A 20428-nucleotide genomic window follows, 5' to 3' on the forward strand; every position below is an offset into this window, starting at 1 on the left:
AAATAACCCGGCTGTTAGGTGCCCTGTTTGCGGATGGCGGATGGATCAACGTTCATACGAACTTTCCCCTCGAACGTGATCACGCGACCCTTATCCGCCATCTTGAGGGAGTTCGCAACAACCGAAGTTCCCTCTTTCGTGATGGTAACGGGATCATCAGTCGACATGCTGCCGCCCTTGATATCGAGCTTTGCAGACTTGAAATCGGCTTTCAGTCCATTGCTCATGATAACAGTGAATGGTGAAGTCAGCGCTAGCTTGTCCGTCGCGCGGTCATAATCTGCGGAAGAGGCCTCGACGCTGGCGACTAGGCCGTCACTGACGGGAACGGCTGCCTTGATCGTCTCGAGCGTGATGAGGCTGGGGTTCTTGATATCCTGCAGTGCGCGCTCGGCGAGCATGGAATAATTGATGCCGTCGGAATTGCGGCCCGAAATCGCGGGCTTCGCCATGACGACCTTGCCGTTCTCGATCTTGGCGCCTTCGATCTTGATATTCTCCGGCAGATAGGCCCGGATCATAGAGACGGCGATGAAGATCAGCGAGATGATGACGGCGGTGACCGGCAGTAGCACTTTCAGGCGGCGGACGCGCGCGGAGTGATGCAACGCAGCGCCATAGGCGTTGCGCTCGGGTCTGGCAATTGCAGCCCCCCCGCCGCTGTTGATGGTGTTGAGCATCGGTCTGTCCGTGTCTGTTGATCGGCTTCCTATATAGGAACTACTACCGTCGATCACAGATCGTTTCGCATTATTACATTAGCTTGCCAATATGGATTTTTTTCTGCAACAAGCAACAAACGGATGAAAACGAGGTAAACCGGCATTTTCACAACACTATGCCGCCTTATCTCATGCCGCAGTGAATGAGGCCGCCGCCGGCCCTGGAGGACTTATGGACAGCTCGACGATCGCCGACCGCCGCAAACTTCGCCGGCGCCTCGGATTCTGGCGCATCGCCGCAGCGCTGCTTCTCGTCGCACTCGGCTTCTCTCTGTACCAGTTCTTCCGTGCTGATATCGAGCAGAGCCGGCCGCAGATCGCCCATGTGACGATTTCAGGACTGATCACCGACGACGACGAATTGCTGGAGCGGCTGAAGAAGATCGAGGAGAATGATCAGGTCAAGGGCGTGATCATCTCGATCTCCTCGCCAGGCGGCACGACCTATGGCGGCGAAAAGATCTTCAAGGCGATCAGGGCGATTTCAGCCAAGAAGCCTGTCGTTTCGGATGTCAGAACACTGGCCGCTTCGGCCGGCTATATGATTGCCACGGCAGGCGATACGATCGTCGCCGGCGAGAGCTCGATCACCGGATCGATCGGCGTCATCTTCCAGTACCCGCAGATCCAGCCGCTGCTCGACAAGCTCGGCGTCTCGCTGCAGGAGATCAAGTCCTCGCCTTTGAAGGCCGAGCCCTCGCCCTTCCACAACACCAGCGAGGAAGCCAAGGCAATGATCAACAGCATGGTCCAGGACAGCTATGCCTGGTTCGTCGATCTCGTTGCCGATCGCCGGAAAATGCCACGCGATGAAGTACTTAAGCTTGCCGATGGGACGATCTATACAGGCCGCCAGGCGCTGAAGGTCAAGCTTGTCGATCAGCTCGGCGGCGACCCCGAAATTCGCGACTATCTTGCCAAGCGGGATGTCAGCAAGGACCTGCCGGTGGTCGATTGGGACAAGAAGAGCAACACGCCTTTCCTGCTTGCCGGTGCGCTTTCCAAGGTCGCGACGCTTCTTGGTTACGGCGACCTCGTTAAAAGCCAAGCGCTTGAGGGCATTCTGCCACAAAAGTTGCTCCTTGACGGGCTCGTTTCAGTTTGGCAGTTTGGCCGCGATTGATAAGAAATCAATAATTTAAGGGGGCGACCGTGATCAAGTCGGAACTGGTGCAGATAGTTGCCGCGCGCAACCCGCATCTCTATCACCGCGACGTCGAGAATATCGTCAATGCCGTTCTCGACGAGATCACCGATGCACTGGCGGCGGGCAACCGCGTCGAACTGCGCGGCTTCGGCGCCTTTTCTGTCAAGAACCGCCCGTCGCGCTCTGGCCGGAACCCCCGTACCGGCGACACCGTGTTCGTCGAAGAGAAGTGGGTTCCCTTCTTCAAGACCGGCAAGGAACTGCGCGAACGGCTGAACCCCGGCCAGGCCGATCAGGACGACTGAGACCTGCCCTGCGGCGAAACCGCGCTTGAAGTTCGCCCGCCGATTCCTATTCTGCATAAAGTCTGAAAGCGCCGTTTGAACGCGGCGCTGATAATGCGCGGAGGCCATCCATGGCGAAGAAGATCACCAACCTTTTGATTTTGCTGCCGCTAGGCATCATCCTGATCATCTTCTGCGTCGCCAACCGGAAGATCGTGACGCTGGCCTTCAATCCCTTCCGGCCCGAGGATCAGGTCCTGTCGCTATCGGCGCCATTCTTTGTCTTCATCTTCATCGCGCTGATTATCGGCATGTTTGCAGGCTCTGCCGTCACGTGGTTCAGCCAGGGCAAGCACCGCAAGCGGGCGCGCAACGAAGCCAAAGAGGCCGTACGCTGGCAGAGCGAGGCGGATCGCCACAAGGCGCGCGCCGAAGAGATCGCAGGCCAGCTTCCATCGCGATAATCAGCGCGGCGGATCGAAGGTCAGCTCCTCATACTCGCCTTCCGACGACGTCCCTCCGCTGGTAACGGCGAAGCCCTTGGATAAATAGAAGGCTTTCGCCGGGGCATTGTTGACCAGGCACTTCAGCCGGTATTTATGCCGTGGCCAGTCCGGAAGTGCGGCAAGCAGCGCTGTGCCGACGCCCCTGCCCCGCCATTCCTTGCGGATATAGAGCATGTGAATGAAATCGTCGGCTGCCCAGAGCGTCATGAAACCGGCGGTCGTGCCATCGGTCGCCTCGGCGAGCCAGACGAGTTCGCCTTGCGTGTGAGCTGCAAAATCCTCGTGCCGGAACTTATACGGATCGACCCAGGTGAAGGTCTGGCGGCGAACCTGGAGATAAATGTCGGCCAGCTCTTCGCGATCCGAGTGCTGCGGGGTCCTGATCGTCACGTTCATGCTTCAGGCTTAGCTTAGACATCGCAAGCCGCCAATGGCCCGAGGCTCAGATCGCTTCCTTTTCCGAGACTGCCGCATTGAAATCGGCAAAGAATTGCTGTGCCAGTTTCTGCGACGTGGAATCCACCAGCCGGGCACCAAGTTGCGCAAGCTTTCCGCCGACCTGTGCCTTCGCCGCATATTGCAGGATGGTTTCGCTGCCGTCTTCCTTCAACACGACATCGGCGCCGCCTTTGGCAAAGCCTGCGATGCCGCCCTTGCCTTCGCCGGAGATCGTGTAGCTTTCAGGCGCGTTGATATTGGATAGCGTCACCTCGCCGTTGAAGGTGGCCGAGACCGGGCCGATCTTGATCTTGACCGTCGCCGCCAACTCGGTCGGCGATGTCATCTCCAGCACCTGACAGCCCGGAATGCATCGTTTGAGGATGTCTGGATCGTTGAGCGCGGCCCATACGGCATCGCGTGGAGCGTTGATGCGTTCCTCTCCGGTCATATCCATTCGAAATCCTCCCATTTCGGATCGCTAAACTTATCACAGCGGGAAAGCGCTTTGCCAAGGTGAAACGGAATGCTATTTGCACGGGCTCTATCGAATTGAAGACGCGGAACACCACGTTGAAACAAAAAGAACGCCGGCCGGGCGCAAAGACGCCTTCCGGCTCCTCCGGCCACCGCCGCAACGACGAGCGCCCGAACCGCCCGGCAAAGCCTGCGACAAAATCCGCGGCTGCCCGGGAAACAATGCGCGAGGCCGCCACGAGCCCTGCTGTCGAACGGCCATTGCAGACCCGGACGGGCGACCGGCCGGCTGAGCGCGTGCCTGTCATTCTGGAATCGCTGGGTGCCGGCGATTTCCACCTGATCGACAGCGGCAACGGCCAGAAGCTCGAACAATACGGGCCCTATCGCATCATCCGCCCCGAGGGACAGGCGTTGTGGCAACCGTCACTTCCCCCGCATGTCTGGGAAAAGGTCGATGCCGCCTTCACCGGTGACGTCGATGAAGAGGGCACCGGCCGCTGGCGTTTTCCGAAGGACGCGCTCGGCGAAACCTGGCCGCTCCATTTGCTCGGCGTCGATTTCTTCGGCCGCTTCACGTCGTTCCGGCATGTCGGCGTATTTCCGGAGCAGATCGTCCATTGGGCCTGGATGAAGGAACAGGTCGAGCAGGCCGGCAGGCCGCTCAAGGTGCTGAATCTATTTGGTTACACCGGTGTCGCCTCGCTGGTGGCAGCTGCAGCCGGTGCCGAAGTGACCCATGTCGATGCCTCTAAGAAGGCAATCGGCTGGGCACGCGAGAACCAGGCGCTCGGACGGATGGAAAAGCTGCCGATCCGCTGGATCTGCGAAGACGCGATGAAGTTCGTCCTGCGCGAGGAGCGCCGCGGCAACACCTATGACATCATTCTGACGGATCCGCCGAAATTCGGCCGTGGGCCGAATGGCGAGGTCTGGCACCTCTTCGAGCATCTGCCTCTGATGCTTGACATCTGCCGCGGCATCCTGTCGCCCAAGGCCGTCGGCCTAGTGCTGACTGCCTATTCGATCCGCGCCAGCTTCTATTCGATCCACGAACTGATGCGCGAAACGATGCGCGGCGCCGGTGGCGTCGTCGAATCCGGCGAGCTGGTGATCCGCGAAGGCGGTCTCGACGGCAAGACGCCGGGCCGCGCCCTTTCTACGTCTCTCTTCTCCCGCTGGGTGCCGAAATGAACGAATATCACGACCGCGGACCCCGCCGGGTCGGCCAGGTGAAGGAAGTCACCTCGCTTGCCAATCCGATCATCAAGGACATCAAGGCGCTCAGCGACAAGAAGACTCGCGAGCAGAGCGGCACCTTCATGGCCGAGGGCCTGAAGCTCGTGATCGACGCGATCGAGCTCGGCTGGACGATCCGCACCCTGGTCTATGCCAAGGCCGCGAAGGGCAAGCCGCTGGTCGAGCAGATGGCGGCAAAGACCGTCGCCTCGGGCGGGCTGGTGCTTGAGGTGAGCGAGAAAGTGCTTTCCTCGGTCACGCGCCGCGACAACCCGCAAATGGTCGTCGGCATCTTCGAGACCCGCTGGAAGCCGTTGCGTGATATCCATCCCCAGCAGGGCGAAACCTGGATTGCACTCGACCGCGTCCGCGATCCCGGCAATCTCGGCACGATCATTCGCACCGCCGATGCGGCAGGCGCCTCCGGCGTTATCCTTGTCGGCGAAACGACGGATCCTTTCTCGCTGGAGACCGTGCGCGCCACCATGGGATCGGTCTTTGCCGTGCCGGTCACCCGCGCTTCGCCAGAGGACTTCATTGCCTGGAAGAAGACGGCCGGTGTTTCGGTGGTCGCAACGCATCTTGCCGGATCGGTGGACTACCGCACGATCGACTACAAGAAGAAGCCCGTTGTTATCCTGATGGGCAACGAGCAGTCCGGCCTCCCGGATCAGCTTGCAAGCCAGGCCGATGCGCTGGCCCGCATTCCGCAGCAGGGCCTCGCCGACTCGCTCAATCTTGCCGTTGCCAGCGCCGTGATGCTCTTCGAGGCCCGGCGCCACCTTCTCTCATTATCCGAGGCAAAATGACCGAACAGACGCTCCTGCGCCCGGCCCTCTTTTCACGCCCGCTGCCGATCCTTCTGTTCATCGTGGTGGCGGTGATCCTCGATCAGGCCGTGAAGATCGCCGTCGACCACTATCTGCCGCTGCAGGAGATGGTTCCGGTCATTCCGATGCTGGCGCTCTATAGAACCTACAATCTCGGTGTCGCCTTCTCGATGCTCTCGGGTATGGACGGCTGGTTCATCGTGGGAATGCGCCTGATCATTGTCATCTTCGTGATTTGGATGTGGCACCGCACAGCGAAGGACCGCTGGATCGCGCATACCGGCTTCGCGCTGATCATTGCCGGCGCGCTCGGCAACCTCTTCGACCGCTTTCTCTACGGGCACGTGATCGATTACATCCTGTTTCATACCGAAACATGGTCATTCGCAGTTTTCAATCTTGCCGATAGTTTTATCACCGTCGGCGCGGGATGCGTGATTCTTGACGAGTTGCTGCAACCGAAAAAGGCCGAAAGCTAAAATTTTAGCTTTTTCCTGAAGGCATTCGGAAGAGCGCCTATGTTAGCCAGCATTCATGCAAAGCTTGGCTCAACTGCAGGAAAGATTGACCGCGGCATTCGGTCCCGCCAAACCGCAGGCAATGCGGACGGCGGATGATAACCTGCAATCCAAGGCTGACGCGCTGCCCGAACACCGGAAGCGGCCGCTTCGCAGCATTGTGTCATATTGGCTCGGTGGCGCCGGTCTGATTGCGGCCTGCCTCCTCATTTTTCTCGGACAGGCAGGCGGCATTCTGTTTCTATCCGCCGGACTTGCCTTCATTGCTGTCGTGTTGATCGCCTATGCCGCCGCGTCGAGCCGCAGAACGAATTCCCATCTGGCAGCGAAGACCGGACACGCTCGCGCACCGGCAAGCGAGGCAGCAGACCTTTTTGCCAATGTCCACGACGTCCTTGGCGATATCACAGTCACCCGCAGCATCGACCGGCGCATCCTTGGCGCCAACGCGACGTTCCGGCGTCTCACCGGGCGGCTGAAGCCGGAAGGACAGACCTGCGAGGAAATCGGCATTGCCTTCCGCCCCGGCGCCGAGCCGCATCGCTTCGACGTCGAGATCTCGACGCCGGAGGGACAGCGCATCTTTGTCTGGAACGACGTCGTCACCCGCGACCCCACGAGCGGCAATCTGCTGATCCAGAGCGTCGCCCGGGACGTGACCGCCGAGCGCCTGACGGCACAGGCCCGCGAAGAGGCGCGGCAGAAGGCGGAATACAACAGCGCGGCAAAGTCGCGTCTGCTTGCCACCGTCAGCCATGAAATCCGCACGCCGCTGTCCGGCATTCTCGGCATGACGCATCTGCTGACCCAGGCTCAGATGACGCAGGAGCAGCAGAACTATATCGGCGGCATCCGCCAGTCCGGCCATGCGCTGACGCAACTGGTTGAAGACCTGCTCGATTTCTCGACCATCGAAGTCGGCCGCTTCCAGCTGCGGCCGCGATCGGAATCGCTCCGGCAGTTGCTGGAAAGCGTCGTCGAAATGCTGGCACATCGCGCCCATGAGAAGGATATCGAGATCGGCGCGACAGTGTCTTCGGATGTTCCGGAATTTATGAGCTTCGATCCGGCCCGGCTTCGGCAGGTGCTGTTCAACGTCATCGGCAACGCGGTGAAATTCACCCAGGCTGGCGGCGTCTTTATTCGCGCGGCCCTGACGGACGACGATCTCGTCATCACCGTGACCGACACCGGACCCGGCATGACGGCGGAGGAGCAGTCGCGGATTTTTGCCGAATTCGAACAGGGAGGAACGATGATGGAAAAGAGCGGCGGCACCGGGCTTGGGCTGACGATCTCCGCCCGCATCATGCGCGAATTCGGCGGCTCGCTGACGGTTGCCAGCGAAAAGGGCAAAGGCAGTGAATTCACCATCCGCTTCCCGGCAGGCATGACTGAAGAAAGCCGCGGACGGCGCAAAGGGCTGCTGGCAGGAAACACGGTCCTATTGCTCGCACCGGCCGGTGCGGCGCGGGCCGCTATAGCTGAGACGGTGACGGCACTCGGCGGCGATTGCCACCTCGTCGAAGACGGCGAGACGGCCCGCGAAACGCTGCTTTACATGGCCGGCCGCGGACAACGCCCGACCGACATCATCATCGATCATCGGCTATCGGCCGAGTTCTCCAGCCACCTTGCCGATCGCGCCGACATTGCAGCGCTCGGCCTGCGCAAGATCCTGCTCGTCAATCCGGAAGAACGCAACTCCCATGCGCTCGATCTCTTCGACGCCTGGCTGATCCGGCCGCTGCGCGAGCAGTCGTTGATCGACGTACTGCGCGGCCGCATGCGCGGCATGGAAAAGCGCGACGCTCTGAACGACAATCAGCCAGGCTTCAGCGCCTCGATCCCGGAAGCCAGTCAGCAGCACGGACTGAATATCCTGCTTGGCGAAGACGATCCGATCAACGCGATGCTTGTGCGTGCGATGCTGGAGAAGGGCGGCCACACCGTCCGCCATGTCGAGGACTTCGAGGCGCTGCTCGATGGCGCCCTGTCGGAGAATGGCAGCAGGCCTGATATCATCATCAGCGACCTGACCATGCCGGGCGGCGAAGGTGTCGACATGATCGGCCGCCTGCGTGGTCACGAGCGCCGGCTCGATCTGCTGCCGGTGCCCGTCATCGTGCTGACGGCCGACAAGCGGGACGAGTCGCGCCGCGCAGTTCTGCTCGCCGGGGCCAACCGCGTCATGATCAAGCCGATCGACCCCATCCGGCTACTGACCGAGGTTCAGGCCGTCGCCGCGCTCTCCGCAAGACGCGCCGAAGCGCTCTGATGATGAGTGACACCAGCTGCATTTTTCCGTAACATTGATGTCACTTTCCTGTCGCACATTAGTGTTTTATGGCAGCTCATGAGCCGGCAACGGGAGAATCGTCAATGGACATCGACACCTTGAATCGTGAGACATTGGTGGAGGCCACACGGCCTGCAACTTCGGCCCCGCCGAAGGAAAGCGACGTTCTCGGCCGCATCGGCAACCTCGAAACCCGGCTGGCCCGCACTGCAAGCGAAATCGACGCTTCGCAGCATGTCCGCTACCGCGTTTTTGTCGAGGAAATGGGCGCGCAGCTTCCGGCTGAGACGATGCGCCGTGAGCGCGACGTCGATGCCTATGACGCCTTCTGCGACCACCTGCTCGTTCTCGACCGCTCGATCGAGGGCGACAGCGAAGACCAGATTGTCGGCACCTACCGCCTGCTGCGGCAGGACGTCGCAATGGCGAATGGCGGCTTTTACTCGGCTTCCGAATTTGCCATCGGCGAGCTGCTCGCCCGGCACCCCGACAAGAAGTTCATGGAACTCGGCCGCTCCTGCGTGCTGCCCGCCTACCGCACCAAGCGTACGGTCGAGCTTCTCTGGCAGGGCAATTGGGCCTACGCCCTAAAGCATGGCGTCAGCGCGATGTTCGGTTGCGCATCGTTTCCGGGCGTTCATCCGGAAAGCCATGCACTGGCGCTTTCCTTCCTGCACCACACGGTCGTTGCCAAGGACGAGTGGGCTGTCGATGCCCTGCCGCATATGGCACGCGCCATGGACCTGATGCCGCCGGAAGCGGTCAATCCAAAGAAAGCGTTGATGGCGCTGCCGCCGCTGATCAAGGGTTACCTGCGTCTCGGCGCCATGGTCGGCTCCACAGCGGTCGTCGACCACGCCTTCAACACCACCGACGTGCTGATCGTGCTGCCGATCTCCAGCATCTCGGACCGCTATCTGAACTACTACGGCGCTGACGCGGGACGTTTTGCGAGCTGATAGCCGTGGGCAGGCGCCGTCACTCTTGACGGCGCCCGGTTGGACATTCATCCTGAAGTCAGCGTTTCAGTAGGGCGCATCGGCATGGTGCCGGCTGGGCTATGCCCGCCTACGATCTTCAACGTTGCGCCATGCCCAATTTCGAAAATCTCAAGAAAAAAGCCAAACAGTTCAAACGCTGGCATCAGGATCGCTATTATCCTGTTGCTGCGGAAATTGGATATTGGCTCCCGCGCTTCAGGCACCTTGACGACAAGGCTATCCTCAACGCCGAGTTCAAGCTGGTTGATGCTCAAGAGTTGGTCGCCGCTATGGAGGGCTTTGAAAGCTGGGCCGCGCTGAAAGAGGGACTTAGCGAAATGAGTTCAGCAGCCAAGCAGCAGTCTGCATCAACGCCTCGAATGATCGATTCACAGCCTCAGCTGTTCGTGAGGGACATCGATTTATCGCTTTCATTTTATGCCCATAAGCTGAAATTCGAAACCACCTTCGCCTACGGCAATCCGCCCTTCTATGCCCAGGTCGCCCGCGATGCTGCGAAGCTGAATATCAGGCACGTCGATAGCCCAGCCTTCAGCGTTGAATTTCGGCGCCAAGAAATCGATGCGCTCTCGGCAACGATCACTGTCGACGACGTGAAGGCATTATTTCTGGAATATACGGCGGCCGGCGCTCCATTTTATCAGAGCCTGAAAACGGAGCCTTGGGGCGCGCGCACTTTCATCGTTCGCGATCCCGATGGCAACCTGATCATGTTCGCGGGTTGAGGACAGACTGAACAAAGCGGATGTGTCGCCAATTCCGCCTTGTCATTGCTATTCGCTTTACGACCCGGCCGCATAGGCGGCAATTGCCGCCATGTTGACGATGTCGCTGTCCTTGGCGCCCATCGAGGTGATCTGGACGGCCTTGTCGAGGCCGACGAGGATCGGGCCGATGACGGTGGAGCCGCCGAGTTCCTGCAGCATCTTGGTGCTGATGGAGGCCGAGTGGAAGGCCGGCATGACGAGGACGTTGGCCGGGCCGGACAGGCGGCAGAACGGATACTGCTCCATCGCCTTGCGGTTCAGCGCGACATCGGCCGACATTTCACCGTCATACTCGAAATCGACGCGGCGCTTGTCGAGGATCTTCACTGCTTCGCGGACGCGCTCGGAGCGCTCGCCCGACGGATGGCCGAAGGTGGAATAGGCAAGCATGGCGACGCGCGGCTGGTAGCCCATGCGGCGGGCGAGGCCTGCGGCTTCCTCGGCGATATCGGCCAGCTCTTCCGCCGTCGGCATGTCATGCACGGCGGTATCGGCAACGAAGACGGTGCGGCCGCGAGCAAGCACCAGCGAGACACCGATGACCCGATGACCCGGCTTCTCGTCGATGCAGCGGCGGACGTCTTCCAGCGCCGTCGAGTAATTGCGGGTGATGCCCGTCACCATGCCGTCGGCATCGCCGAGCGCCACCATGGTGGCCGCAAAGTGGTTGCGGTCGTTGTGGATCAGGCGCTGCGCATCGCGGTGGAGGTAGCCCTTCCGCTGCAGGCGGGCATAGAGATAGTCGATATAGGCCTCGACGCGAGTGGAGATGCGGGCGTTGACGATCTCCAGACCGGGACGGTTGAGATCGATGCCGGCGCGCTCGGCCGTTGCCTTGATCAGGTCCTCGCGGCCAAGCAGGATTGCCGTGCCGAGCTGCTGGTTGGCATAGGAGAGTGCTGCGCGCATTACCTGCTCTTCTTCCGCCTCGGCAAAAACCACACGCTTCGGACGGCGGCGGACGCGCTCGTAAAGGCTGGCGAGCGTCGAAGCGATAGGGTCGCGGCGGGCGGAGAGCTCGCGGCGATAGCCCTCCATATCGGTGATGACCTTGCGGGCCACGCCGCTTTCAATCGCAGCCTCCGCGACGGCGGCCGGGATCGCCGAGATCAACCGCGGATCGAAGGGGACCGGGATGATATACTGCGCGCCGAAGCGCGGGCGATTGCCCTGATAGGCGGCAACGACATCGTCGGGCACGTCTTCGCGGGCGAGACTGGCGAGCGCCTTGACGGCGGCAATCTTCATGTCGTCGTTGATCGTCGTGGCGCGAACATCGAGCGCACCGCGGAAGATATAGGGGAAGCCGAGGACGTTGTTGACCTGGTTCGGATAGTCCGAGCGGCCGGTCGCCATGATTGCGTCGTCGCGGATGCGGGCGACTTCTTCAGGCGTGATTTCAGGATCCGGGTTCGCCATCGCGAAAATGATCGGCCGATCGGCCATCGAGCGGATCATGTCTTCCGAGAAGGCGCCCTTCTGCGACAGGCCGAAGACGACGTCGGCGCCCTTCATGGCTTCTTTCAGCGTGCGTGCCTTGGTCTTGACGGCATGGGCCGACTTCCACTGGTTCATGCCCTCGGTGCGGCCTTGGTAGATCACGCCCTTGGTGTCGCAGAGCACGATGTTTTCCGACGCGAAACCCATCGCCTTGATCAGCTCGACGCAGGCGATCGCCGCGGCTCCGGCCCCGTTGCAGACGAGCTTCGTCGTCTTCAGGTCACGGCCGGTGAGCTCCAGCGCATTGATCAGACCGGCTGCGGCGATGATTGCGGTGCCGTGCTGGTCGTCGTGGAAAACCGGGATGTCCATCAGCTCGCGCAGGCGCTGCTCGATGATGAAACAGTCCGGCGCCTTGATATCTTCGAGGTTGATGCCGCCGAAGGACGGGCCGAGGAAGCGGACGCAATTGATGAACTCATCGACATTCTCGGTATCGACTTCAAGGTCGATGGAATCGACATCGGCGAAACGCTTGAAAAGGACCGACTTGCCTTCCATGACCGGCTTGGACGCCAAAGCGCCGAGATTGCCGAGACCGAGAATGGCCGTACCGTTGGAAATGACGGCCACCATGTTGCCGCGCGTCGTGTAGTCGTAGGCAGTGGCGGGATCGGCGGCGATCGCCTTGACCGGAACGGCGACACCAGGCGAATAGGCCAATGAGAGATCACGCTGTGTCGCCATCGGCTTGGTTGGATTGACCTCGAGCTTGCCCGGCCGCCCGATAGAGTGGAAGTCCAGTGCTTCCTTGTCGGTGATGCCGTTGGCGGGGCGCTGCTTGCTGTTCATGTCGGGCATATGTCCTCCAAATCTCCTGGCAACCATCTTCGATTGCGCCGTTATCCCTCTATAGACACGCTTATTTGGGCCGACACGACGCCTTGCGAAAAAGCCGTACGGCTACAATCGATTAAAATATCCGCCGGAGCTGACAGGTGTCCTCTCAAGGGGTTCCTGACCTCGCGGTTCGCCGAATACCTCCCTCAATCCTCCTGTGGGCTAACGGCTCCCATTTCCCGATAGCTGTTGTCTTCTATAGCCGCGCTTCGATAGGGTGGCACCTGTTTTTTAGGGAAAAGCCGACCGACGTGAACGACAGAATGGATCCTCGACACGAAGCCTTTTCGGCTGCCGAACTTTCGACGGAGGAAAGCCGCGCCTCGGCGACGCCGATGATAGAGCAGTTCATCGAGATCAAGGCGAACAATCCGGATTCGCTGCTGTTCTACCGCATGGGCGATTTCTACGAGCTGTTCTTCGAAGACGCGCTCGATGCCTCACGCGCGCTCGGCATCACGCTGACAAAGCGCGGCCAGCATATGGGTCAGGATATCCCGATGTGCGGCGTTCCTGTCCATGCCGCCGACGATTACCTGCAGAGGCTGATCGGCCTTGGTTTCCGCGTTGCCGTCTGCGAACAGGTGGAAGATCCGGCGGAAGCCAAGAAGCGCGGATCGAAATCGGTCGTCAAACGCGATGTCGTCCGCCTGGTGACGCCGGGCACGATCACCGAAGAGAAGCTGCTTTCGCCATCGGAATCGAATTATCTGATGGCGCTCACTCGTATCCGCGGCGCATCCGAACCGCTGATGGCCCTTGCCTGGATCGACATTTCAACCGGTGTTTTCCGTCTCGCCGAAACAGAGAGCTCCCGCCTGCTGGCTGACATCCTGCGCATCGAACCGCGCGAGCTGATCGTGCCGGATACGATGTTCTACGACCCGGAACTAAAGCCTGTTTTCGATGTGCTTGGCCGGGTGGCCGTGCCGCAGCCGGGCGTGCTGTTCGACAGCGCGACGGCAGAGGGCCGCATCACCCGTTATTTCGGCGTCTCGACGCTCGATGGCTTCGGGACTTTCTCGCGGGCAGAACTTGCGGCTGCGGCCGCCGCTGTCGCCTATGTCGAGAAGACCCAAATCGCCGAGCGGCCGCCGCTTGGAAAGCCCGAGCGCGAGAGCGGCGCTTCGACGTTGTTCATCGATCCGGCGACCCGCGCCAATCTCGAACTGGCGAAGACGCTCTCGGGAGACCGCAACGGATCGCTCCTGAAGGCTATCGACCGTACAGTTACCGGTGGTGGCGCACGGTTGCTCGCCGAGCGGCTGATGTCGCCGCTGACCGATCCGGCAAGGATCAACGAGCGGCTGGATTCAATCGGCTTTCTGATCGAAGAGCCGTCACTTTGCGGCGATCTGCGGGACGCCTTGAGGCATGTGCCGGATATGCCGCGTGCGCTTTCCCGCCTGGCGCTCGATCGTGGCGGACCGCGCGACCTCTGGGCGATCCGCCAGGGCCTTGGTGCCGCCAGCGAACTGGCGCGCCGTCTTTCGGATGCCCTGTTACCCGCAGAACTCGATAGCGCCTCGACCGAGCTTCGTGCGCTTCCGCCCGCGCTGGAAGCCCTGCTCGGCGAGACGCTGGCCGACGAATTGCCGCTGCTGAAGCGCGATGGCGGCTTCCTGCGCGATGGTGCGGATGCCGAGCTCGACGAAGTCCGGGCACTGCGCGACCAGTCCCGCCGCGTGATTGCCGGACTGCAGCTGCAATATGCAGATGAGACCGGCATCAAGTCGCTAAAGATCAAGCATAACAATGTGCTCGGCTATTTCATCGAGGTGACGGCGGGCAATGCCGGGCCGATGACGGATACCGCCGAAGCCAAGGCGCGCTTCATCCATCGCCAGACGATGGCCAATGCCATGCGTTTCACGACGACCGAGCTTGCCGATCTCGAAAGCCGTATTGCCAACGCCGCCGACCGGGCGCTGCAGATCGAGCTGAAGGCCTTCGACCAGATGACCGCGGCCGTCGTTGCCGAGGCCGAAGCTATCAAGGCTGGCGCCCGGGCGCTCGCGATCATCGACGTTGCCGCGGCCTTGGCCCTGCTCGCCGACGAGCAGGCCTATTGCCGCCCGATGGTCGATGGCTCGAAGATGTTTGCGATCGAAGGTGGCAGGCATCCTGTCGTCGAGCAAGCGCTGCGCCGCCAGTCGTCCGGGCCCTTCGTCGCCAACAATTGTGATCTGTCTCCCGCTTCCGACGGCAAGGACGGCGCCATTTGGCTGCTCACCGGCCCGAACATGGGCGGTAAGTCGACCTTCCTGCGCCAAAACGCCCTGATTGCGATCCTGGCGCAGATGGGCTGTTTCGTTCCGGCGGCATCGGCGCATATCGGCATCGTCGACCGGCTGTTTTCCCGCGTCGGCGCATCCGACGACCTCGCCCGTGGCCGCTCGACCTTCATGGTCGAGATGGTCGAGACCGCGGCGATCCTCAATCAGGCTACGGAGCGCTCGCTCGTGATCCTCGATGAAATCGGCCGCGGAACGGCGACGTTCGACGGCCTGTCGATCGCCTGGGCCGCTGTCGAGCATCTGCATGAGGCCAACCGGTGCCGTGGCCTCTTCGCCACGCACTTTCATGAGCTTACGGTTCTGTCGGAAAAGCTTGCCCGGCTATCGAACGCCACGATGCGCGTGAAGGAATGGGATGGCGACGTGATCTTCCTGCATGAAGTCGGCCCGGGCGCGGCGGATCGCTCCTATGGCATCCAGGTTGCACGGCTGGCCGGGTTGCCGGCCTCGGTGGTTGCCCGCGCGCGCGACGTGCTGACGCGTCTTGAGGACGCCGACCGCAAGAACCCGGCGAGCCAGTTGATCGACGACCTGCCACTTTTCCAGGTGGCGGTGCGCCGCGAAGATGGCAATCGCGGGCCGTCGAAGGTCGAGGAAGCGCTGAAAGGCATGAGCCTTGACGACATGACGCCGCGCGAGGCGCTGGACGCGCTTTACGCCCTCAAGAAGCAAGTGAAGTAGGAGCCCGCCGGATGTTCATGCGCAGCCTCGTCCGCGAGACACAGCGGCTTTCCGATATGTTCACGATCCTCGAGGCGCTGCGCAAGGCCGACGAGCATGGCAATCCGCGGGGCTGGAACTCGCCCTATGGCCTACTGGAAGTGACCCGCAGCTGCGCACTGATCTGCGAACTGGCGTCGATGATCGCCAAGGCGGGATACCGCGAATGCGACAGGCCGACGCTCGAGGCGATCACCGGTGAAGCCCGACAGGTGCTGTATTCGGTCCAGGCCCAGGCCGCCTGAAAGCCGGCGCCCGCCGAACTTGCGGCAAACCGCCTCGCCACAGCCCGCGCCAACACCTTTTCGCCAAAATTAAAGGTTCTTGAGGTATGAAGCCGGTGTCATTCGCCGGGCAGAGAGGCTATAGCGCATGCAGACGAAACGAGAGGCGCAGAACGATCAAGCCGCGCCGCGCGAACAGAGCATGGCGAAGCAAGACATCGACTTTTCCAGCATTCTTGATACCGCCTACCTGCAGAGCCAGTGCGACGCCGTCGCCGAGGCCAACAGGAACCGGCCGGATCTACTGCGCTCCGACCTTCTGGCGCTTCTCAAGAAAGCGAGCACAGAGGGCCGCCAGAAAGCCCGGACACTGCTTTCGGAAGACGGCAGCGGACTGAATTGCGCTTACCGCATCTCCTGGCTTCAGGACCAGATCATCGCGGTCCTCTACAATTTCGCGATCACCCACGTGTTTCCGAAGCAGAAGGACAAGTTCGCGGTGACCGCGGTCGGCGGCTATGGCCGCGACACGCTGGCGCCGGGCTCCGATATCGACCTTCTGTTCCTCTTCCTGCCGAAGCCGGGCGAGGAGACCCACAAGGCCGTGGAGTTCATGCTCTACATCCTCTGGGACATGGGCTTCAAAGTCGGCCACGCGACCCGCACCGTCGAAGAATGTATCGCGCTGTCGAAATCCGACATGACCATACGCACGGCGATCCTCGAAATGCGCTATATCTGCGGCCTCCAATCGCTGGAGACCGATCTCGAAGCACGCTTCGACAAGGAAATCGTCACCGGCACCGGCCCGGAATTCATTGCCGCCAAGCTTGCCGAGCGCGACGAGCGCCACCGCAAGGCGGGCGACACGCGCTATCTCGTCGAACCCAACGTCAAGGAAGGCAAAGGCGGTCTTCGCGACCTGCACACGCTGTTCTGGATTTCGAAATACTATTATCACGTCCGCGATCCCGCCGAGCTCATCAAGCTCGGCGTTCTCTCGAAGCAGGAATACCGGCTCTTGATGCGCGCCGAGGATTTCCTCTGGGCCGTGCGCTGCCATATGCACTTCCTGACCAACAAGGCGGAAGAGCGGCTTTCCTTCGACATCCAGCGCGAGATTGCCGAAGCGCTGGGTTATCAGCCGCGCCCTGGCCTTTCGGCCGTCGAGCGCTTCATGAAGCACTACTTTCTGGTGGCCAAGGATGTTGGTGATCTGACGCGCATTCTCTGCGCCGCGCTCGAAGACCAGCAAGCAAAGTCGACCCCGGGACTGAGTGGCGTGCTGAGCCGCTTCACACACCGGACCCGCAAGATCGCCGGAAGTGCCGAATTCGTCGAGGATCGCGGCCGTATTACGCTTGCCGATCCTGAGGTCTTCAAGCGTGACCCTGTCGCCATCATCCGGCTCTTCCATGTGGCCGATCTGAATGGACTGGAATTCCATCCCGATGCCCTGAAGCGGGTCAGCCGCTCGCTCGGCCTGATCGACAACGATCTGCGCGACAACGAGGATGCGAACCGGCTTTTCCTGTCGATCCTGACCTCACACCGCGATCCGGCCCTGATCCTGCGGCGGATGAACGAGGCAGGCGTGCTTGGCCGCTTCATTCCCGAGTTCGGCAAGATCGTCGCGATGATGCAGTTCAACATGTATCACCACTATACGGTGGACGAGCATCTGATCCGCAGCGTCGATGTTCTCTCGGAAATCGACAAAGGCAAGGCCGAGGAACTGCACCCGCTTTCCAACAAGCTGATGCCCGGGATCGAGGACCGCGACTCGCTCTATGTCGCGGTGCTGCTGCATGATATCGCCAAGGGCCGTCAGGAAGATCATTCGATTGCCGGCGCCCGTGTTGCCCGCAAGCTCTGCACGCGCTTTGGCCTGTCGCAAAAGCAGACCGAGACAGTGGTATGGCTGATCGAGGAACATCTGACGATGTCGATGGTCGCCCAGACCCGCGACCTGACGGACCGCAAGACGATCACCGATTTTGCCGATCGCGTGCAGTCTCTGGAACGGTTGAAGATGCTGCTGATCCTGACGATCTGCGATATCCGCGCCGTCGGCCCCGGTGTCTGGAACGGCTGGAAGGGCCAGCTGCTGCGCACGCTCTATTACGAAACCGAACTGCTGCTTGCCGGCGGCTTCTCTGAAGTGTCGCGCAAGGAGCGCGCCAGTTTCGCCGCCGAAGCCTTGTTCAACGCGCTCTCCGACTGGACGCAGAAGGACCGCAAGACCTACACGAAGCTGCACTACCAGCCCTACCTGCTTTCGGTTCCGCTGGAAGACCAGGTGCGCCACGCGCATTTCATCCGCCAGACCGACAAGGCCGGTCAGGCGCTGGCGACCACCGTTCGGACCGACAGTTTCCATGCGATCACCGAGATCACCGTGCTGTCACCGGACCATCCGCGCCTGCTTGCCGTCATTGCCGGCGCCTGCGCAGCGGCCGGAGCGAATATCGTCGATGCGCAGATCTTCACGACATCGGACGGACGCGCGCTCGACACGATCCATGTCAGCCGCGAATTTCCCAATGACGAAGACGAGCTTCGCCGTGCAGCAACGATCGGCCGGATGATCGAGGATGTGCTTTCGGGCCGCAAGCGGCTGCCTGAAGTCATCGCGACACGCACCAAGAACCGCAAGAAGAGCAAGGCCTTCGTCATTCCGCCGTCGGTCAACATCACCAACAACCTGTCGAACAAGTTCACCGTCATCGAGGTCGAATGCCTCGACCGCGCCGGTCTGCTGTCGGAAATCACCGCCGTGCTGTCCGATCTGTCACTCGACATTCAATCCGCCCGCATCACAACATTCGGCGAGAAGGTGATCGATACCTTCTACGTCACAGACCTCGTAGGTCAGAAGATCACCAGCGACAGCAAGCGCTCCAATATCACCGCCCGGCTGAAAGCCGTCATGGCGGGTGAAGAGGACGAACTGCGCGAGCGCATGCCTTCGGGCATCATCGCGCCTGCCGCCACCAGGACTTCACAGCCGAACGACAAGAAAGCCGGTTCGCCCGCATGAGCCTCGTCAAGAAATTTGCCACCGTCGGCGGCGCCACCCTCGGCAGCCGTATCTTCGGTTTTGCCCGCGAAACGCTGATGGCCGCCGCCCTCGGCACCGGGCCGATGGCCGACGTGTTCTACGCCGCCTTCCGCTTTCCGAACCTCTTCCGACGGCTGTTTGCCGAGGGCGCATTCAATGCCGCCTTCGTGCCACTGTTTGCCAAGGAAATCGAGGCAAACGGTACCGATGGCGCCAAGCGTTTTTCGGAAGAAGTCTTCGGCGTACTCTTCTCGGTACTGCTGCTCATCACCATCGTGATGGAGCTCTGCATGCCGCTTCTGGTGCGCTTCATCATCGCGCCTGGCTTTACCGACGATCCGGACAAGTTTTCGATCACCGTGCGCATGGCGGCTGTGATGTTCCCGTATCTGATGTGCATGTCGCTGACGGCGATGATGAGCGGGATGCTGAATTCGCTGCATCACTTCTTTGCCGCCGCGGTTGCACCTGTTTTCCTCAACGTCGTCATGATCGGCGCGCTGTTTTATGCGCTCTACACGGGCTCCGAGCCACTGCAGACGGCCTGGTATCTTTCCTGGGGCGTTCTGGCGGCGGGTATCCTGCAGCTCGCCGTCGTCTATATCGGCGTCCTCCATGCCGGCATGAGTATAGGCCTGCGCCGTCCGCGCATGACGCCCAACGTCAAGCGGCTGCTGATCCTCGCGGTTCCCGCAGCCGTCACCGGCGGTATCACTCAGATCAACCAGATGATCGGCCAGGCGATCGCCTCATCGCGCGAAGGTGCGATTGCAGCGCTTCAATATGCCGACCGTATCTATCAGCTGCCGCTCGGTGTCGTCGGCGTTGCGGTCGGCGTCGTCCTGCTTCCGGAACTGGCGCGCGCGCTCAAGGGCGGTAATCTGCGCGAAGCTGGCAACCTGCAGAACCGCTCGATCGAATTCGTGCTGTTCCTGACGATCCCGGCTGCCTTCGCCCTCTGGATTCTCTCCGACGAGATCATCCGCGTGCTCTACCAGCGTGGCGCGTTCCACCAGGAAAACACTGCTATCGTCGGCTCGATCCTGGCAATCTACGGTATCGGCCTTCCGGCTTTCGTGCTCATCAAGGCCTTGCAGCCGGGCTTCTATGCCCGCGAGGACACCAAGACGCCTATGCGGTTTTCAGCTGTTGCCGTCGGCGTCAACTGCGCAACGGCGCTGACGCTGTTCCCGCATCTTGGCGCCCCCGGCATCGCCGTTGCCGAGGCGACGGCGGGCTGGATCAGCACGGTGTTGCTGTTCACCACTCTTATTCGGCGCGGCCACCTCGCGTGGGAATGGGCGCTGGCGCGGCGCGCGGCGCTGCTCGTGGTCTCGGCCGCCGTCATGGGTGGCGTCATCATCTATCTGCAGCATCGCTGGGAGCCGTGGCTGGCCTCAAGCGCTCATCTGACAACCAAGATCGGCACGCTGGGACTGCTGATTGGGATCTCGATGATCGTTTATTTCGCCACGGCATTCCTGATCGGCGGCGCCGATCTCGGCATGATCCGCCGCAACCTCAACCGCAAGCCGGCACCTTCCACTGAAGGCTGAGG

At 61.2% G+C, this 20428-nt stretch carries 17 protein-coding genes; 13 read left to right on the plus strand and 4 right to left on the minus strand.

Features of this window, described 5'->3' with window-relative positions; genetic code table 11:
• Positions 1-14: 14 nt before the first annotated feature.
• Positions 15-680, minus strand: coding sequence for an LPS export ABC transporter periplasmic protein LptC (gene lptC / locus J2X43_RS08780; RefSeq protein WP_112385269.1), 666 nt, complete (start codon positions 678-680; stop codon positions 15-17).
• 214 nt (positions 681-894) lie between these two features.
• On the opposite strand from lptC, the gene sppA reads away from it, so the two are divergent.
• From sppA to J2X43_RS08795, 3 genes are all read left to right on the plus strand, one after another.
• Entirely contained in the window at positions 895-1845 is a 951-nt protein-coding gene (gene sppA / locus J2X43_RS08785) for a signal peptide peptidase SppA (protein ID WP_112385268.1), read from the plus strand.
• A 29-nt stretch (positions 1846-1874) separates the two neighbouring features.
• On the plus strand, positions 1875-2174 hold the full coding sequence (locus J2X43_RS08790; RefSeq protein ID WP_018898213.1) for an integration host factor subunit beta: 300 nt from the start codon (positions 1875-1877) through the stop codon (positions 2172-2174).
• 110 nt (positions 2175-2284) lie between these two features.
• Positions 2285-2617: a LapA family protein gene (locus J2X43_RS08795; protein WP_310293277.1), complete on the plus strand. Its 333-nt coding sequence runs from the start codon at positions 2285-2287 to the stop codon at positions 2615-2617.
• Here J2X43_RS08795 and J2X43_RS08800 read toward each other — a convergent pair whose 3' ends face one another.
• Both J2X43_RS08800 and J2X43_RS08805 read right to left on the minus strand, forming a co-directional pair.
• Positions 2618-3055 (minus strand): GNAT family N-acetyltransferase, encoded by a 438-nt coding sequence (locus tag J2X43_RS08800; RefSeq protein WP_310293279.1) that lies wholly within the window; start codon positions 3053-3055, stop codon positions 2618-2620.
• A 46-nt stretch (positions 3056-3101) separates the two neighbouring features.
• A complete protein-coding gene (locus J2X43_RS08805; RefSeq protein WP_310293281.1) occupies positions 3102-3554 on the minus strand; it encodes a carbon monoxide dehydrogenase subunit G in 453 nt (150 codons plus the stop codon).
• Between the two features lie 116 nt (positions 3555-3670).
• Here J2X43_RS08805 and J2X43_RS08810 point away from each other — a divergent pair, with 116 nt between their 5' ends.
• The 6 genes from J2X43_RS08810 (at position 3671) to J2X43_RS08835 (ending at position 10186) form a co-directional block, all read left to right on the plus strand.
• The gene (locus J2X43_RS08810) at positions 3671-4768 is read left to right on the plus strand and encodes a class I SAM-dependent methyltransferase (RefSeq protein WP_310293283.1); all 1098 of its coding nucleotides are present in this window, start codon (positions 3671-3673) and stop codon (positions 4766-4768) included.
• Entirely contained in the window at positions 4765-5622 is an 858-nt protein-coding gene (locus J2X43_RS08815) for an RNA methyltransferase (RefSeq protein ID WP_112385263.1), read from the plus strand. The genes J2X43_RS08810 and J2X43_RS08815 overlap by 4 nt, the downstream gene beginning before the upstream one ends.
• Complete coding sequence (gene lspA / locus J2X43_RS08820; protein ID WP_310293286.1) at positions 5619-6122, plus strand: signal peptidase II; 504 nt, start codon at positions 5619-5621, stop codon at positions 6120-6122. The genes J2X43_RS08815 and lspA overlap by 4 nt, the downstream gene beginning before the upstream one ends.
• Positions 6123-6177: 55 nt before the next feature.
• Positions 6178-8439: an ATP-binding protein gene (locus J2X43_RS08825; RefSeq protein ID WP_310293288.1), complete on the plus strand. Its 2262-nt coding sequence runs from the start codon at positions 6178-6180 to the stop codon at positions 8437-8439.
• Between the two features lie 104 nt (positions 8440-8543).
• The gene (locus J2X43_RS08830) at positions 8544-9419 is read left to right on the plus strand and encodes a GNAT family N-acetyltransferase (RefSeq protein ID WP_112514095.1); all 876 of its coding nucleotides are present in this window, start codon (positions 8544-8546) and stop codon (positions 9417-9419) included.
• 131 nt (positions 9420-9550) lie between these two features.
• The gene (locus J2X43_RS08835; protein WP_310293771.1) at positions 9551-10186 is read left to right on the plus strand and encodes a VOC family protein; all 636 of its coding nucleotides are present in this window, start codon (positions 9551-9553) and stop codon (positions 10184-10186) included.
• Positions 10187-10243: 57 nt separating this feature from the next.
• On the opposite strand, the gene J2X43_RS08840 is transcribed toward J2X43_RS08835, so the two are convergent.
• Positions 10244-12529, minus strand: a complete 2286-nt coding sequence (locus tag J2X43_RS08840) for an NADP-dependent malic enzyme (RefSeq protein WP_310293291.1) — start codon at positions 12527-12529, stop codon at positions 10244-10246.
• 302 nt (positions 12530-12831) lie between these two features.
• Here J2X43_RS08840 and mutS point away from each other — a divergent pair, with 302 nt between their 5' ends.
• The 4 genes from mutS to murJ all read left to right on the plus strand — a co-directional run bounded on the left by mutS (position 12832) and on the right by murJ (position 20426).
• Positions 12832-15546 carry a DNA mismatch repair protein MutS gene (mutS, locus tag J2X43_RS08845; protein WP_405049582.1) on the plus strand — a complete coding sequence of 905 codons (2715 nt, stop codon included), beginning with the start codon at positions 12832-12834 and terminating at the stop codon, positions 15544-15546.
• Between the two features lie 11 nt (positions 15547-15557).
• Entirely contained in the window at positions 15558-15830 is a 273-nt protein-coding gene (locus J2X43_RS08850) for a hypothetical protein (RefSeq protein WP_112385257.1), read from the plus strand.
• A gap of 127 nt (positions 15831-15957) precedes the next feature.
• Positions 15958-18849 (plus strand): [protein-PII] uridylyltransferase, encoded by a 2892-nt coding sequence (locus J2X43_RS08855; RefSeq protein ID WP_310293296.1) that lies wholly within the window; start codon positions 15958-15960, stop codon positions 18847-18849.
• Positions 18846-20426, plus strand: a complete 1581-nt coding sequence (gene murJ, locus J2X43_RS08860; RefSeq protein ID WP_310293299.1) for a murein biosynthesis integral membrane protein MurJ — start codon at positions 18846-18848, stop codon at positions 20424-20426. The genes J2X43_RS08855 and murJ overlap by 4 nt, the downstream gene beginning before the upstream one ends.
• The last annotated feature ends 2 nt before the right edge of the window (positions 20427-20428 follow it).

Source organism: Rhizobium sp. BE258, assembly GCF_031457345.1.
Taxonomy (GTDB): domain Bacteria; phylum Pseudomonadota; class Alphaproteobacteria; order Rhizobiales; family Rhizobiaceae; genus Rhizobium.